Genomic DNA, 14,488 nt, shown 5'->3' with positions numbered 1-14,488 from the left:
GACGAGGTTCCCGCAGAGGGGACCGGTCCAACGGATGTTCAACGACCCGCAGGGAGGCGCAACCGTGCCGCTTCGCAAACTCTCCGGCCCCTGGCTGGGGGCAGCCATGGCGGTCATGGTTCTGATCGCCGTCGGAATGTACGTTGTCACGACCGTCGCACCGGCGGCGGCGGCCACCACTGCCGGCTGCGGCAAGGCGCCCGGGTTGAACAGCGGCACCCACACCATCCAGAGCGGTGGGAAGAGCCGTAGTTTCATCCTTCGACTGCCGGACAGCTACAACAACACCTACGCCCACCGGCTGGCCTTCGGGTTCCACTGGCTGGGCGGCACCGCCAGTCAGGTCGCGTCGGGCGGAAGCGACGGTGCGGCGTGGGCCTACTACGGCATGCAGTCGCAGGCGAACAACAGCACCATCTTCGTCGCCCCGCAGGGCCTCAACAACGGCTGGGGCAACTCCAACGGTGAAGACGTCACCTTCACCGACGACATGATCCGCATGATCGACAACGCTCTCTGCGTCGACACCACACAACGCTTCTCGGTCGGGTTCAGCTACGGCGGCGCGATGAGCTACTCGTTGGCGTGTTCCCGACCGACGGTGTTCCGTGCGGTCGCGGCAATCGCGGCCCCGGGGGCGATCAGCGGATGCAGCGGCGGCACCGGCCCGGTCGCGTACCTGGGGATCCACGGCATCAACGACAACATCCCCAGCGGGCGGTCGCTGCGCGACAGGTTCGTCCGCAACAACGGATGCGCCGCACAGAGCCCGCCCGAGCCGAGGGCTGGCAGCCTGACCCACATCACCACCGCGTACTCCTGCCAGGCCGGATACCCGGTGCTCTGGGCCGCCTTCGACGGCGGCCACCAGCAGGGCCCGGTGGACGGTTGCGCCGGCTGTGAGAGCGGCGCGCGGAGCTGGGTCAAGCAGGAGGTCTGGAACTTCTTCGCCCAGTTCGGGTCCACAGTGCCGCCCACCACTCCCCCGCCGTCGACCCCACCGGCCGGCCAGCAGAACGTGCTGATCGCCAGCAGCCCGGCCAACCGGTGCATCGACATTCCCAACTCGAGCACGACGAACGGTGCTCGTCCGCAGCTGTGGGACTGTCACGGTGGCACCAACCAGCGTTGGACCTACACCGCCAACCGCACGCTGACCGTGTACGGCAACAAGTGCCTGGACGCCAGCGGAGCGGGCAGCAGCAACGGCACCGCGGTCATCATCTGGGACTGCAACGGCCAGGCCAACCAACAGTGGAACCTGAACTCCAACGGCACCATCACCGGCGCCCAGTCGGGGCTGTGCCTCGACGCCGTCGCATCCGGCACGGCCAACGGGACGCAACTTCACCTCTGGGCCTGCCACGGCGGCGCCAACCAGCAGTGGAGCAGGCGCAACTAGTACCGCGCGCCACGTCGGAGTACGCGCCGCCCGGGTCCTGTCCCGGGCGGCGCGTACTCCGTCAGTCGGTGGCCGGGGCCGAGACGGAGACGTGCGCGGTGACGATCCGCCAGCCGACGGGCAGGCGTACCCAGGTCTGGGTCTGCCGCCCGGTCGTGGCGGTGCCGTCGTACCCGAACCGGGTTGTCACGACCGCCAGGTCCGGGCCGAACGTGGTGATGATCGGGTCGACCAGCCGGCGACCGGCCGGCAACGGTGGCTGCGCCGCGCGCCACTTGCGCTGCTCGTCCAGCCCGTACTGATGGTCGGCGAGGCCGAACCGTACGGTCCGCTCGGAGTCCCAGAAGTACCCGCAGATCAGGTCGGCGTCGCCAACTGCCAGCGCCTGTTCGTAGGCGGTGAAGGCCGCCGCCACCTCGGCGGCCACGTCCGTCCGGTCGATCTCCATGCGGTACGTCCCTTCGATCCGTTCGGTCAGGAACTTACCGGGCCGGTCGGGAGCCGTGACGCCCCCGACCGGGCCGGCCGGCTCACCCGCTCAGGGCCGACGTCCGCTGCTCCTCCGCTGACCGATCGGTGACCGGCCCGGCCCGACCCGGTTCCACGTCCGGCTCGACCTCCTCCGGGCCGGGATCGCGGGGCGTGGGGCGGCCCAGCGCGAAGACCACACAGATCACCGCGACGAAGAGGTAGCCGAGCGCCACCTGGCCGTTGGCGTTCCACTCGATCCGTTCGCCGTGGATCAACCCGATGAACGACAACAGCGCACCGGAGCCGGCGAAGATCGCGGCCCGAACGAACCGCTTGTCGATGATGAAGACCACCACCGCGCCGAGCACCAGGCCGGCGAGGATCGCGCCCTGACCCAGCACCAGAAGCCCGTCGTAGATCACGCCAGCGCCGTTGAGCGCATCGTCGCCGACCGCCGCGGCGGTGGTGCCCGCCGCTGCCAGAGCGTTGTCGATCTGCCCGGTCGCCCAGGCGGCGATGTTCGGAATCAGCGCCGCGACCACTGCGGCGGCGTGCGCCCTGGGGGTCGCCTGGAACGCCTGCGCCCCGATCAGCAACCCGATGTAGAGCAGAATCGGCACGATCGCCGCCGTCGGGAAGATCGCGCCGAGCAGCCCGAACATGCCGAGGAAGCAGAGCAACGCGATCACCACACCGGTCGCCATCGAGTAACCGCTGCGTCCACCCGCGGCCTTCCAACCCGGGTGACCGACATAGACGGCCGGTGGGAACGGCGAGCCGAGCGCGGCCCCGATCACCGCACCCGCGCCATCGGCGAGCAGCACGCTGCGCAGGTTGTAGTTGTCTCCCGCGGTGGCCGCGCTCTCCACGTTCGTCATTCCCTCGGTGAAGTTGTAGACACCGAGGGGGATCGCCGTCGCCAGCAGAGGCGCCATGTCGGCCAGCCCGGTGAAGAGCAGGTCCAGCTTGAACGAGGGTACGGCGATCGCGATGTCCCGGGCGGCGGCCGTGACGTCCGGCACCGACATGGCACCGCCGGCCCAGCCGATCGCGGTACCGAGCAGCAGTGCGGCGAGCCCGATCGGGAAGTTGAACGGCAACTTCACGTCGGTCAACAACCCGATCAGCAGCAGCGCGAGGACCGGCAGGGCGACCCAGGCCATCCGCCACATCTGCCCGGCGGGGTTCATCGAGATGAACGTGATGGAGATTCCCGCAAGGGTGCCGAGCAGCGCGGCCCGTGGCGCGTACCGGCGGATGTAGGGCCCGACGAACGCGCCGATCAGCACGATCACGCCGATGATGAAGGCCCACGCCAGCCCGGCCTCCCAGGCCCGCACCGGATCCTGGGTGCGCAGGTAGATGGGGAGCATGATGACGAAGATGACGATGAACATGTGCGGCACGCTCGGCCCGTACGGCAGGGCCGTCACGTCGGTGCGGTTCTCCCGTCGAGCCAGCCGGCGGGCCAGGTAGGTGTAGTAGATGTTCCCGGCGACCAGGGCGATGCCCAGTGCCGGCAGGATGGTGCCGAACACCTCCCCCTCGGGGAGGTTCACCACGGCGAGGCAGAGCCCGGTCAGGGTGAGCACGTTGACAAGGACGTTGACGCCGAATCCGAAGAACGCGTTGGTGTCGCCGCGGACCCAGTACGGCAGCGCGACGCTTGTGGGTTTGGTCGAGACCATGACTGCTCCCGGTCAGGAGGAGGGCTGCAACACGGGGGTGGCGGGTAGCGCGGCGCGTACCTGCGCCGAGTCGGCGACCCAGCCGAAAATGCCGCCCTGGGCGACGATCATGTCGAGGCCGACCCGGTGGAATTCCGGGAAGTAGGACCCGACGCAGTCGGCGAGCACGAGGCACTCGTACCCGCGGTCGTTGGCTTCCCGGACGGTGGTGTGCACGCAGACCTCGGTGGTGACCCCGGTGACCAGGAGGCTACGAACACCCCGCTCGGCGAGCAGGACGTCCAGGTGGGTGGCGTGGAAGGCACCCTTGCCGGGCTTGTCGATGACCGGCTCGTCGGGCAGCGGCCTCAGCTCGTCGATGATGTCGTGGCCGTACTCGCCCCGGACGAGGATGCGACCCTTGGGTCCGGGATCACCGATCCGCCTGCTCGGCGCACCGCGGCTGAGCTTGGCCGGCGGACAGTCGGACAGGTCGGGCAGGTGCCCCTCGCGGGTGTGCACGACACTCAGGCCGACGGCGCGGGCGGCGGCCAGCAGCGCCGCGAGCGGTGCGATGGTGCGGCGCAACTGGCCGACGTCGTTGCCCAGGCTCTCACCGAACCCGCCGGGCTCCAGAAAGTCGCGCTGCATGTCGATGACGAGCAGAGCCGTGGTCGAGATGTCGAAGGCGTACGGGCCGGGCCGCGCCGCCGCGATGGTCACCATGGGCACCTCACTCGGCCGTGGCGGCGATGACGTCGTCGGATGTGGTGACGCAGCCGAAGACGCCGCCCTGCATGGTGACCATGTGCAGTGCCGCGTCGTGGTTGGCCTTGTCGGTGGCGCCGGTGCAGTCGGAGAGGATGAGGCACTCGTACCCCCGGTCGTTCGCCTCGCGCATCGTGGTGTGCACGCAGACGTCGGTGGTGATGCCGGTGAGGATCAGGTGGGTGATGCCCCTGCTGCGGAGCACCAGGTCGAGGTTCGTCGCGTAGAAGGCACCCTTGCCGGGCTTGTCGATGATCACTTCGCCGGCCACCGGGGCCACTTCCGGCACGATCTCCCAGCCCGGCTCGCCCCGGACCAGGATCCGGCCGGCCGGGCCGGGCGCGCCGATTTCGGCGCCGATGCGCGCCGAACGCCACAGCTTGTTCGCCGGCAGGTCGGACAACTGCGGGTCGTGTCCCTCCCGGGTGTGCACGACAAGCATCCCGAGCGATCGCGCGTGCTCGAGCAGCCGGGCAGTGGCCGGCAGGCCGGCCCGGGTGAGGCCGATGTCGTAACCCATCGCGTCGACGTAGCCGCCCGGCCCGCAGAAGTCGGTCTGCCAGTCGATGCAGAGCAGTGCGGTACGCGCGGTGTCCGCCACGCCGTCGTAGGGCCACGGGTAGGGGTTGGCCGTTACCGGCCCGATGCTGCCCATCCTCTCGCCTCCTGTCGTGATCGCTGATGCTGGCGCGTCAGCGCCGGGCGGCGGATCGCCGGTAGGCCCGCCACCCTCCGCTGGCGCTGATGTCCTCGGCCGGCGGGCCCGCCGCGTACGCTTCGCAGAGGAAACCGAGCACGTCACGTCCGTCGTGCAGCTGGACCCAACCGAGCGAGAGGGGTGCTGGCACTCCGGCCAGCAACCCACCGAGAGCCGCGCTGGGCAGCCGCCACAGCTCGACCTCGATCGGGTGACCGTTCGCCCCGTCCGGGCCGATCCGGACCAGGCCTGGCAGCCCTTCGCCATCGGGCGTGTCCATCCGGTACAGCCGGTAGAGCGGCGCGGTGCGGGCGGTACCGGCGAGGACCGCGCCGCGCCCGAGCAGCTCGCCGTTGCGGGATTCGCCGGTCAGGTGCCGGCCGACCACGGCGACAAGCAGTTCAGCCGAGCGCTGGGGAGGCGGCGGGCTCGCCTCGACCATCTGGGCCGACGGCCCGCCCTCGGTGACCGCGGCGGCCAGCCTGGCCAGGGTGGTGTCGCTGAACGCCGGGCCGACCAGGGTCAGGCTTGCCGGGCGGCCGGAGCTGGTGAACCCGTTGGGTACGGTCACCGCGGCCAGGTCGAGCAGATTCGCGAACTGGGTGTAGCGGCCGAGCATCGCGTTGCGCCCGATCGGATCCTCGGCGATCTCGTCGAGCGTGAAGGTGGTGCCGACGGTGGGCACCACCAGCACGTCGACGTCCTGCCAGAGCTGGTCGACCTGGGCTCGCAGTTCGCGCAGGCGGTGCTGACCGCGGAAGGCGTCGATCGCGTCGTAACGACGCCCGGTCTCCAGTACGGCACGGGTCACCTCGAAGACCGACTCGGGGTGCGACCGCAGGAAGCCGTCCAGGGCGACGAGCCGCTCGGCCACCCACGGCCCCCGGTAGAGCAGGTCGCCCGCCTCGAAGAAGGCACCGAGCGGCACCGACCGACGTGACCCGACGAAAGTGTGCAGGCGTTCCACCCCTGCCGCGAACCGGGCCTGCTGGCCGCTGTCGCCGAAGAACTCCAGGTCCTCCGCCCACGGCACCCCGAGGCGGAGCGTCCCCGGCAGGCGGGGAACCACCCGCTCGGCCGGGAATGGACGCCCCCAGGGGTCGGCCGCGGTGACCGCCCGGGCGGCGTGCAGCACGTCGAGGGCGCCAGCCACGTCGGAGGTGAAGACCGACACGCAGTCCAGTGAGCGGCAGGCGGGCACCACGCCGGCCGTACTGAGCAGACCCCGGGTGGGCTTGAGGCCGACGATCCCGTTGAGCGCCGCCGGCACCCGACCGGAGCCGGCGGTGTCCGTACCCAGGGCGAAGCTGACCTGGCCCGCAGCTACGGCGACCGCCGAGCCGGAGCTGGAACCCCCGGAGATGAGGCCGCCGCCGAACACGCTCTGGCAACTGCCGTACGGCGAGCGGGCGCCGGTCAGACCGGTGGCGAACTGGTCGAGGTTGGTCTTGCCGACAAGCAGCGCGCCGGCGTCGAGGAGTCGCCGCACCACTGGCGCGTCCTCGACGGCCTCGTACCCGAAGTCGGGGCAGCCCGCCGTGGTGACCATGCCGGCCACGTCGATGTTGTCCTTCACCGCGAACGGGATCCCGTACAGCGGCAGCGCGGGATCGCCGTAGCGGCTCAGCGACTCGGCGCGCTCACGCAGACGATCGGCCGGGACGGTGCTGATCCAGACCGGTCCGTCGTCGCGCCCGGCGAGCCCGTCCAGGACTCGCTCGGCCTGGTCCGCCGGGGTCAGGCTGCCCTCACGGTACGCCGACCGAAGCTCCGAAATGGACCCTACTCGCTCTGGCATACTGTCGATTGTCGACTGTTCTGTTACAGGAACCCGCGCGTCACGTAACGACACCATGACGGCGCGTGGCCCCGACTCCGCCGGGCCACGGCCGACCTCCGGCTAGCCCAGATACGAGCGAGCGCCGTGCCCGGAGAGCACTGTGAGTACCTCTTCCGGGTCTCCCCCGGCGACAGCCTCGAACAACCGCTCATGCCGGTGGACACCGTCCAGCGGCTGCGCCAGTTCCGCCTCCCGGCGCAGGTTGATCGCCATGTAGAGCTGAAGCTTCACCAGGATCGAGCCGTACACAGCGGAAAGCTGACGGTTACCGGCGAGCGCCACAAGCGCGACGTGGAACTCCCGGTGCGACTCGGCGACCGCCATCCGGTCGCCGGCCCGGGTCGCCTCCCTCAACTGGTCCAGCGTCGCCCGCAGTCCGGCGAGGTCACTCTCCCTGGCGACCGGGATCCCCGCCCGTACCGAGAAGCGTTCCAGCACGTCACGCAGCTCGTACAGCTCCCGCACGTCGCGGTCCGACAGGGTGGCGACCCGAACACCGCGCCGGGGCACGTGCTCGACCAGCCCCTGCTGGGCCAGCAGCCGCAGCGCCTCCCGCAACGGAGCCCGGCTGATCCCCAGCCGCCGGGTCAACTGCTCCTCCACCAGGCGCTCGCCCGGGTCACTCTTGCCGCTGAGGATTTCCCGGGTCAGCCGAGAGACGGCGAGGTCCACCAGGCTGACGCTCTCCAGCTCACCATCCACCGTCGATGCGGCCACGTCGTCCACGCCGATGAGTCTGCCACCTGCCGCCGGACACTCCGGCCCCACCCGCAAACGCCTGACCACGGCGTCAGGCGACGCAGAACTCGTTGCCCTCAGGGTCGAGCATGACGACGTGCCCGAGGACATCGCCGTAGCACTCCTCGCGGACCACAGTCGCGCCGGCGGCAACCAGTTCGGGCACCCTCTGCCGGATCAGCCGGGCGCGCTCGACCATGTCGCCGGAGTCAGGCCCAGCCACCCGGATGTCGATGTGCATGCGATTCTTGGCGGACTTGCCTTCGGGGACCTTGAGGAAGCCGATGGCCGGGCCCCGACCGTCCGGGTCGACGATGGACGCGTTGTCGGGCTCGTCGAAACCGGGTTCCTTGACATAGCCGAGGGCCAACGCCCAGAAGGCAGCGATCCGTTGGGGATCATCGGCGTCGCATCCCAGGGTCCAGAGAGTGGCCATCGAGCCAACGTACGCGAGTTGTGACACCGTGTCACCAGCAGGCCGGGCGGCAGCGTCGGCGTGGGTACGACGGTGGCTCAGTGGCCACGGAACGCCTCCTCCAACCACCACGATCCGCGCGCGGCGCTGACCTTGGCGTCGATCACCAACGGTCGGGTACGGGGACCAGCGAGCCAGTGGCGTACCGGTTCGAGGTCGTCGACGGTCCGGACGGTCAACCCGTCGCAGCCGTAGCCACCGGCGATCGCGGCCAGGTCGGTCTCGGGGAAGGTGACCGTCTCCAACGGGTGCCCGTCCGGGCCGAAGTGGTGCACCTCCGCCCCGTACGCCGCGTCGTCGTAGATCACCACGAGCAGGGGTAGCGCCAGCCGGACGGCGGTGACCAGTTCGGTGGCGGACATGACGAAGCCACCGTCGCCGACCGCGGCGACGGTGAGCCGGTCCGGGCGGGCGACCGCCGCGCCGAGCGCGCTGGCCAGCCCGAGCCCGACCGACTGGAACGCCTGGGTGAAACAGAATCCGGCCACGTCCGGCACGTCGAGCCACATCGACGGGTAGCCCATGAAGTTGCCGGAGTCGACCACCACCGTCCGGTCGGCCGGCAGCAGGTCGTCCAGGGCGGTCGAGAGCGTCCTCGGGTCGATCGTCGCCGGGGCACCGCCGCCCTCATCCTGGTACGGAACGGTCCGCCACCGGCCATGGTGGCGAATCAGTTGTGCCAGGTCCGGCGTACGCCACCCGCCGGTCCGCGCGCCCCCGGGCCCGCTGGAGCCGACGCCCAGCCGGGCGAGCAACGCCTCGGCGACCGCCGTCACCTCGCCGGCCACCGCCAGGTCGACCGGGCGGTTGACCCCGAACGCGGCCGGGTCGCGGTCGACCTGGACGACGACGGCGGCGGGCGGGATCAGTTCGCCGTGCCGGGTGGTCCACATGTTCAGCGTGCTGCCCCAGGCGACGACCAGATCCGCCCCGCCGATCAGCTCGGCGGCGAGCGGGGTGGCGAAGCCGCCGGCCACGTCGAGGTTCCACGGGTTCCCGGCGAACAGCCCCTTCGCCGCGGCCGAGACCGCGAGCAACGCGCCGCACGCGTCGGCGAGCCGGATCAGCGGCTCCCGGGCCGAGCGTGCGCCCCTACCGGCGATGAACACCGGTCGGCGGGCAGCCTGGAGCGCGGCCAGCAACGGCTCGATCTGCGGGGCGGTGACCGGGGTCGGCGCGGCCGCGGGGACCGGGCCGGACCATGGTTCGGTCACTGCTTGCTGCACCTCCAACGGGAGGCCCAGCACCACTGTCGCGCCCCGGGCGGCGGCCCGGTAGGCCGCGCCCGCGTCCTCGGCCGCGTGCGTCGCGCGTACCCGGTGGAAGTCGGCCCCGACCGAGGCGGCGAGTGCCGGCAGGTCGATGAAGAAGTTCGACAGCGGCGCGGTCGCCTCCGGGGCCAGGACCACCATCGGGGTACGGCTCTTCGCCGCCTCGGTGAGGCCGGTCAGCGCGTTGGTGACGCCGGGGCCCTGGTGCACCGAGAGCAGCCCCACCGTCCCGGCGGTGCGGGCGTACCCGTCTGCCATGCTCGCCGCGCCGCCCTCGTGGGCCGCCGCCACGAACCGGGCGCCGGCCGCGACGAGCGCGTTCGTGACATGGAAGTTGCCACTGCCGACCACCCCGAAGACGTGCCGTGCGCCGTGTCCGTACAGGACCCGCCCGACCACCTCGGCTACCCGCATCGGTGGTCCGGCCTACCGTTCGACCAGCGCGAGGACCCGGCACGGGCTGCCCGACCCGGAGACGATGGGCAGCGGCCCGGCGATCACCACCGCGCCGGTCGCCGGCAACTGCGCCAGGTTACGGAGCTGGGTCAGGCCGTACTTGTCCTGGCCCAGCAGGAACGAGTGGCACGGGAACGGCGGGTCGAACGAGTGCGCGGCGCCCGCGTCGGTCCCGACCGTCTCCACCCCGACGCCCTGGATGGGTGACTCCTCGGCCAGCCAGCGGGCGCACTCCACGGAGATGCCCGGGGTACGCCCGGCGTTGGCGTACCGCTCCGGGTCGTCGCCGTACGCGTCCCAGCCGGTGCGGTAGAGCAGCCAGCCACCGCTGGGCAGGGCGCCATGTTCCGCCTCCCATGCCTTGACGTGCTCGACCTCGAGCAGGAAGTCGGGATTCTCGGCGGCGTCGGCGGCGTGGTCGATCACCACCGCCGGGGCGATCAACTGGCTCACCGGAACCTGCGACACGTCCGCGCCCTGTTGACCGGTGACCCAGTGCACCGGGGCGTCGAAGTGGGTGCCGGTGTGCTCACCGGTGGAGAAGTTGTTCCAGTACCAGGCCGGACCCCTCTCGTCGTACCGGCTGATCTCGCTGAGCTGAAACGGCCAGGTCTGGCCGAACTGCTCGGGCAGACCCAGGATCGGGGTCTGGTCCGAGAGCGGAGCGGTGAGGTCGACAACCTGGATCCGGCCGCTGGAGAGAGCGGCGACAAACTCCTGCAGCACCGTCATGCGGCGACGGTACACCCGCTCATACTCCAGATAGGACCGGCGCCCACAAGCCCGTTCCTCCCGTGTCGGACCGGGGCGGTCACTCGGCGGGCAGGTACCCCACGTCGGAGCCACGACACTGTTGATCTAGCTCCTGACGTGCCGTCGGCGTCGCGTCGACGTCTAGGCTGCTTGGGTGACCGACGCCGACCTGGTGACGAACGAGGAGCGACTGAGACGTATCGAGGCGATCACCGACGCCGCCCTGTCGGGGCTCAACATCGCCGAGTTGCTCGACGAGCTCCTTGAGCGGGTCCGGGACCTGCTCAAGGTCGACACCGCCACCATTCTGCTGCTCGACGACCACACCGGCGAGCTCGTCGCGACCGCGGCCAAGGGCCTGGAGGAGGAGGTGCGCCGCGGTTTCCGCATCCGGGTCGGGCGCGGCTTCGCCGGCCGAGTGGCAGCGACACGCGCCCCGGTCACGATCGACAACGTGACGCCCGACGACGTGGTGAATCCGATCCTGCTCGCCACGGGCATACGTGCCCTGCTGGGCGTGCCCATGCTCGTCAACGGCAACCTCGTCGGCGTACTGCACGTCGGCTCTCTGGCCCTGCGGCGGTTCGGTCCCGACGACGTGCGGCTGCTGCAGCTCGTTGCCGATCGCGCCGGCCTGGCAGGGCAGGCCCGAGCACAGGTTCTCGACCGGCAGGCGGCGCTGGCCCTGCAACGCAGCCTGCTACCCGGCCGGCTGCCCGACATCCCCGGCCTGGACCTGGCCGCCCGGTACGTGCCCGGCCACGACCTCGGCATCGGCGGCGACTGGTACGACGTCTTCACGTTGCCGTCGGGCTGGCTGGGTGCCGTCATCGGTGATGTCTCCGGCCACGGGCTGCCGTCCGCCGTCGTCATGGGACGCATCCGCAGCGCGCTACGCGCCTACGCTCTCGATTCCGACGATCCCGCCACCGCGCTGACCTCTCTCGACCGCAAGATCCACCACTTCGAGGCCGGCAGCCTCACCACCGCCGTCTACGCCCTGATCGCACCCGACCGCACGACTGTGCACCTCTCCTCCGCCGGCCATCTGCCACCGCTGCTGGCCGTCCCCGGCCACCCCACCCGGCCTGTCGACCTGGCGGTGGACCGCCCACTCGGTGTGGGTCGACCATCAGTCGATCGCCGAACCACCGTTCTGGACCTACCGCCGGGTGCGTCACTCGTCCTCTACACCGACGGACTGGTCGAACGCCGCAGCGAAGTGATCGACACCGGCATCGAGCGTCTCGCCGGCGCCGTGCAGTCGGGGCCAGCCGAGGCGTTGTGCGACCACATCATGGTCACCACCGCGGAGGAGCGTCCCAACGACGACATCGCTCTGCTGGTCATCCGCCGTCTGAGCCACTGAACGTCATCGCCTCGCCCCACCAGTTCGTCGGCACCGACCTGGCCACCGCCTTGCACGGCGTCACCGCGTCGTTGCGCCGAGTAGGCCAAGCGTCGCTCAACCAGCTCCGGTTTGTCGGCAATAGACAGGGGTACCAGCGTCGCAGTGCTTCGGACGGGGACCCGGGGCGACACGTCCGCCATCGCTCAGGTCCAGGAGGCAGTCAATGCGAGCAATGGTCTACCGCGGTCCGTACCGCCTGCGGGTGGAGGAGAAGGACCGTCCCGCCATCGAACATCCCAACGACGCGATCATCAAGGTGACCCGAGCGGCGATCTGCGGGTCCGACCTGCACCTTTACCACGGAATGATGCCCGACACCCGGGTCGGGATGACCTTCGGTCACGAGTTCGTCGGCGTGGTCGACGAGGTCGGTCCGTCGGTGCGCAACGTCCAGCCGGGTGACCGGGTGATGGTTCCCTTCAACGTCTACTGCGGGTCGTGCTTCTTCTGCGCCCGGGGGCTGTTCAGCAACTGCCACAACGTCAACCCCAACGCCACAGCCGTCGGCGGCATCTACGGCTACTCACACACCTGCGGCGGCTACGACGGCGGTCAGGCCGAGTACGTCCGGGTGCCGTTCGCCGACATCGGCCCGAGCCTGATCCCCGAGTGGATGGACGACGACGACGCCGTCCTGCTCACCGACGCGCTCGCCACCGGTTACTTCGGTGCGCAGCTCGGTGACATCGTCGAGGGTGACGTGGTCGTGGTCTTCGGCGCCGGACCCGTGGGCCTGTACGCGGCGAAGTCGGCCTGGCTGATGGGCGCCGGCCGGGTCATCGTCATCGACCACCTCGACTACCGGCTGGAGAAGGCGGCGTCGTTCGCCCACGCCGAGACCTACAACTTCGGCGAGTACGACGACATCGTCGTGCACCTGAAGAAGATGACCGACCACCTGGGCGCCGACGTGGCCATCGACGCCGTCGGCGCGGAGGCGGACGGCAACCTCCTCCAGCACGTCACCGCCGCGAAGCTGAAACTGCAGGGTGGCTCCCCGGTCGCCCTCAACTGGGCGATCGACGCGGTACGCAAGGGCGGCAACGTCTCGGTGATGGGCGCGTACGGGCCGATGTTCAGCGCGGTCAAGTTCGGTGACGCGCTGAACAAGGGCCTGACCCTGCGGATGAACCAGTGCCCGGTGAAGCGGCAGTGGCCGCGCCTGTTCGAGCACATCCGCAACGGCTACCTCAAGCCCAGCGACATCGTGACCCACCGGATTCCGCTGGAGCACATCGCCGAGGCGTACCACATCTTCTCCGCCAAGCTCGACGGCTGCATCAAGCCGCTGATCGTTCCGAACCCCGCCTGACCTGATCGGGAGCCCGACATGGCCTACACAGCAGACAAGCCGAAACTCGCCGAGTCCAGCGACGAGTTGCGTGCCCGGATCCCTGGCTGGGGTGTCGACCTGGACCCGAAGGACCGACCCTCGGTGCCGCAGGAGCGGTTCGACCCGACCCTCAACGGTGCGCACTGGGAGTTCCCCGAGCGGCAGCCTGAGAAGTGGCCGAGGGAGCGGTCGATCGAGCACAAGTTCCTCACCCCGGTGTTCGGTACCTCGTGCCCGCCCAGAGGCCTGTCCGGGGTGATCCGTCGGTACTCCTACCGCAGGTACAGCGAGGGACGGGCCGCCCACTGGCTGCTCCTGCTCGCTGCCGACCGGGTGGACGCGGTCGAGGGCGCCTTGGCGTCGTTCCTGACCCGCCACCCTGACAATCCGATCACCGAAACTGGTGTCCTGAGCGAGTTCACGCACCACGGGCTCTCGTCCCGGCTGAGCGGCAACCGGGTCGACCGCGTCCACCATCCGCTCGACCCGGTCCTCGTCGCCGCGCCCTGGGTGCTGGCCGCGGGGGTCGCCTACCTGGCCCTCCGCCGGGTCGCCGGCCGCGCAAGGAACTAAGCCGGCCTCTGCGGTGGAGCCGCGCCGAGACACTTTCCCTGGCGGCACCGAACATCGAACGCCCCACTTCAACCCACCTGCGCGCCACGAGTGGAGGTGGGGGTGTCGCGCGACGCGGACGGCAACCCGGCCAGGATCAGCAGGGGGTCAGCTGCCAAGTCACCTTCGTCACGTTGACCGGTATATACAGGTTTCCCCCGGTCCCGCCGGCAGGAGCGCAATTCGTGAAGGGAATCGACGAGCCGAAAGTGAACCCGGATATCACGGCGTCGCGGCCCGTGCCGTTGTAGAAGTTGAACCCCTGGATGCTGCCGGTCCACTCGCTGTTGGTCGTCAGAGACGGCGTCTCCACGGGACCTTGCGGCGGGTGATTCCAGTTGGGCCAGATGCAGAGCATGCCCTGCGGGCAGTTCCCGGACCCCCAGCCTTGTATCGACACTCCGGGTGCTGCCGCCGAGGCGGCGGGGGCGGTGGCCAGCACGCCTGCGACGGACGCGGCGATGGCGATGGATTTCAACAGCACGGTTCACCTGGTTTCATAGATACCGGTAGATGCGGAATTTAAACTACCGGCGGAAATTTGACAGGTCAACCACTTGAAACGACGTAGTCCGGGCGGGACGCTGCACGTCC

Annotated in this window: 14 protein-coding genes; 4 read left to right on the top strand and 10 right to left on the bottom strand. The window is 70.1% G+C overall.

Annotation, left to right across the window (positions count from 1 at the left end; genetic code table 11):
* The first annotated feature begins 64 nt into the window (after nucleotides 1–64).
* Nucleotides 65–1,402: an RICIN domain-containing protein gene (locus AB0B68_RS26845; protein WP_357197287.1), complete on the top strand. Its 1,338-nt coding sequence runs from the start codon at nucleotides 65–67 to the stop codon at nucleotides 1,400–1,402.
* A 61-nt stretch (nucleotides 1,403–1,463) separates the two neighbouring features.
* Here AB0B68_RS26845 and AB0B68_RS26840 read toward each other — a convergent pair whose 3' ends face one another.
* The 9 genes from AB0B68_RS26840 to AB0B68_RS26800 all read right to left on the bottom strand — a co-directional run bounded on the left by AB0B68_RS26840 (nucleotide 1,464) and on the right by AB0B68_RS26800 (nucleotide 10,517).
* Nucleotides 1,464–1,850: an AtzH-like domain-containing protein gene (locus tag AB0B68_RS26840; RefSeq protein ID WP_357197284.1), complete on the bottom strand. Its 387-nt coding sequence runs from the start codon at nucleotides 1,848–1,850 to the stop codon at nucleotides 1,464–1,466.
* 82 nt (nucleotides 1,851–1,932) lie between these two features.
* A complete protein-coding gene (locus tag AB0B68_RS26835) occupies nucleotides 1,933–3,561 on the bottom strand; it encodes a regulator (RefSeq protein ID WP_357197281.1) in 1,629 nt (542 codons plus the stop codon).
* Between the two features lie 12 nt (nucleotides 3,562–3,573).
* The gene (locus AB0B68_RS26830; protein ID WP_357197278.1) at nucleotides 3,574–4,266 is read right to left on the bottom strand and encodes an isochorismatase family cysteine hydrolase; all 693 of its coding nucleotides are present in this window, start codon (nucleotides 4,264–4,266) and stop codon (nucleotides 3,574–3,576) included.
* Between the two features lie 7 nt (nucleotides 4,267–4,273).
* Entirely contained in the window at nucleotides 4,274–4,963 is a 690-nt protein-coding gene (locus AB0B68_RS26825; RefSeq protein WP_357197275.1) for an isochorismatase family cysteine hydrolase, read from the bottom strand.
* A 37-nt stretch (nucleotides 4,964–5,000) separates the two neighbouring features.
* A complete protein-coding gene (gene atzF / locus AB0B68_RS26820) occupies nucleotides 5,001–6,803 on the bottom strand; it encodes an allophanate hydrolase (protein ID WP_357263561.1) in 1,803 nt (600 codons plus the stop codon).
* Between the two features lie 102 nt (nucleotides 6,804–6,905).
* A complete protein-coding gene (locus tag AB0B68_RS26815) occupies nucleotides 6,906–7,571 on the bottom strand; it encodes a GntR family transcriptional regulator (protein WP_124853711.1) in 666 nt (221 codons plus the stop codon).
* A 64-nt stretch (nucleotides 7,572–7,635) separates the two neighbouring features.
* On the bottom strand, nucleotides 7,636–8,019 hold the full coding sequence (locus tag AB0B68_RS26810; RefSeq protein WP_355006372.1) for a VOC family protein: 384 nt from the start codon (nucleotides 8,017–8,019) through the stop codon (nucleotides 7,636–7,638).
* Nucleotides 8,020–8,096: 77 nt separating this feature from the next.
* The gene (locus tag AB0B68_RS26805; protein WP_357263558.1) at nucleotides 8,097–9,743 is read right to left on the bottom strand and encodes a thiamine pyrophosphate-binding protein; all 1,647 of its coding nucleotides are present in this window, start codon (nucleotides 9,741–9,743) and stop codon (nucleotides 8,097–8,099) included.
* 12 nt (nucleotides 9,744–9,755) lie between these two features.
* Complete coding sequence (locus tag AB0B68_RS26800; RefSeq protein WP_357263555.1) at nucleotides 9,756–10,517, bottom strand: cyclase family protein; 762 nt, start codon at nucleotides 10,515–10,517, stop codon at nucleotides 9,756–9,758.
* Between the two features lie 175 nt (nucleotides 10,518–10,692).
* Between AB0B68_RS26800 and AB0B68_RS26795 the strand changes: the two genes are divergently transcribed.
* The 3 genes from AB0B68_RS26795 (at nucleotide 10,693) to AB0B68_RS26785 (ending at nucleotide 13,855) form a co-directional block, all read left to right on the top strand.
* Nucleotides 10,693–11,907, top strand: coding sequence for a GAF domain-containing SpoIIE family protein phosphatase (locus tag AB0B68_RS26795; RefSeq protein WP_357263552.1), 1,215 nt, complete (start codon nucleotides 10,693–10,695; stop codon nucleotides 11,905–11,907).
* A gap of 205 nt (nucleotides 11,908–12,112) precedes the next feature.
* The gene (locus AB0B68_RS26790; protein ID WP_357263549.1) at nucleotides 12,113–13,261 is read left to right on the top strand and encodes a zinc-dependent alcohol dehydrogenase; all 1,149 of its coding nucleotides are present in this window, start codon (nucleotides 12,113–12,115) and stop codon (nucleotides 13,259–13,261) included.
* Between the two features lie 18 nt (nucleotides 13,262–13,279).
* The gene (locus AB0B68_RS26785; RefSeq protein ID WP_357197259.1) at nucleotides 13,280–13,855 is read left to right on the top strand and encodes a hypothetical protein; all 576 of its coding nucleotides are present in this window, start codon (nucleotides 13,280–13,282) and stop codon (nucleotides 13,853–13,855) included.
* A gap of 136 nt (nucleotides 13,856–13,991) precedes the next feature.
* On the opposite strand, the gene AB0B68_RS26780 is transcribed toward AB0B68_RS26785, so the two are convergent.
* Nucleotides 13,992–14,378, bottom strand: coding sequence for a hypothetical protein (locus AB0B68_RS26780; RefSeq protein WP_357263545.1), 387 nt, complete (start codon nucleotides 14,376–14,378; stop codon nucleotides 13,992–13,994).
* Between the last annotated feature and the right edge of the window lie 110 nt (nucleotides 14,379–14,488).

Origin of the sequence: Micromonospora sp. NPDC049049 (assembly GCF_040649115.1) — a bacterium.
Classification (GTDB): domain Bacteria; phylum Actinomycetota; class Actinomycetes; order Mycobacteriales; family Micromonosporaceae; genus Micromonospora.
This window is presented reverse-complemented; position numbering and strand designations above follow the sequence as displayed.

Coding starts and splice junctions, on each gene's coding strand:
- AB0B68_RS26840 (WP_357197284.1), bottom strand. CDS start 1,850: ATGGAGATCGACCGGACGGACGTGGCCGCCGAGGTGGCGGCGGCCTTC.
- AB0B68_RS26835 (WP_357197281.1), bottom strand. CDS start 3,561: ATGGTCTCGACCAAACCCACAAGCGTCGCGCTGCCGTACTGGGTCCGC.
- AB0B68_RS26830 (WP_357197278.1), bottom strand. CDS start 4,266: ATGGTGACCATCGCGGCGGCGCGGCCCGGCCCGTACGCCTTCGACATC.
- AB0B68_RS26825 (WP_357197275.1), bottom strand. CDS start 4,963: ATGGGCAGCATCGGGCCGGTAACGGCCAACCCCTACCCGTGGCCCTAC.
- atzF (WP_357263561.1), bottom strand. CDS start 6,803: ATGCCAGAGCGAGTAGGGTCCATTTCGGAGCTTCGGTCGGCGTACCGT.
- AB0B68_RS26810 (WP_355006372.1), bottom strand. CDS start 8,019: ATGGCCACTCTCTGGACCCTGGGATGCGACGCCGATGATCCCCAACGG.
- AB0B68_RS26805 (WP_357263558.1), bottom strand. CDS start 9,743: ATGCGGGTAGCCGAGGTGGTCGGGCGGGTCCTGTACGGACACGGCGCA.
- AB0B68_RS26800 (WP_357263555.1), bottom strand. CDS start 10,517: ATGACGGTGCTGCAGGAGTTTGTCGCCGCTCTCTCCAGCGGCCGGATC.
- AB0B68_RS26790 (WP_357263549.1), top strand. CDS start 12,113: ATGCGAGCAATGGTCTACCGCGGTCCGTACCGCCTGCGGGTGGAGGAG.
- AB0B68_RS26785 (WP_357197259.1), top strand. CDS start 13,280: ATGGCCTACACAGCAGACAAGCCGAAACTCGCCGAGTCCAGCGACGAG.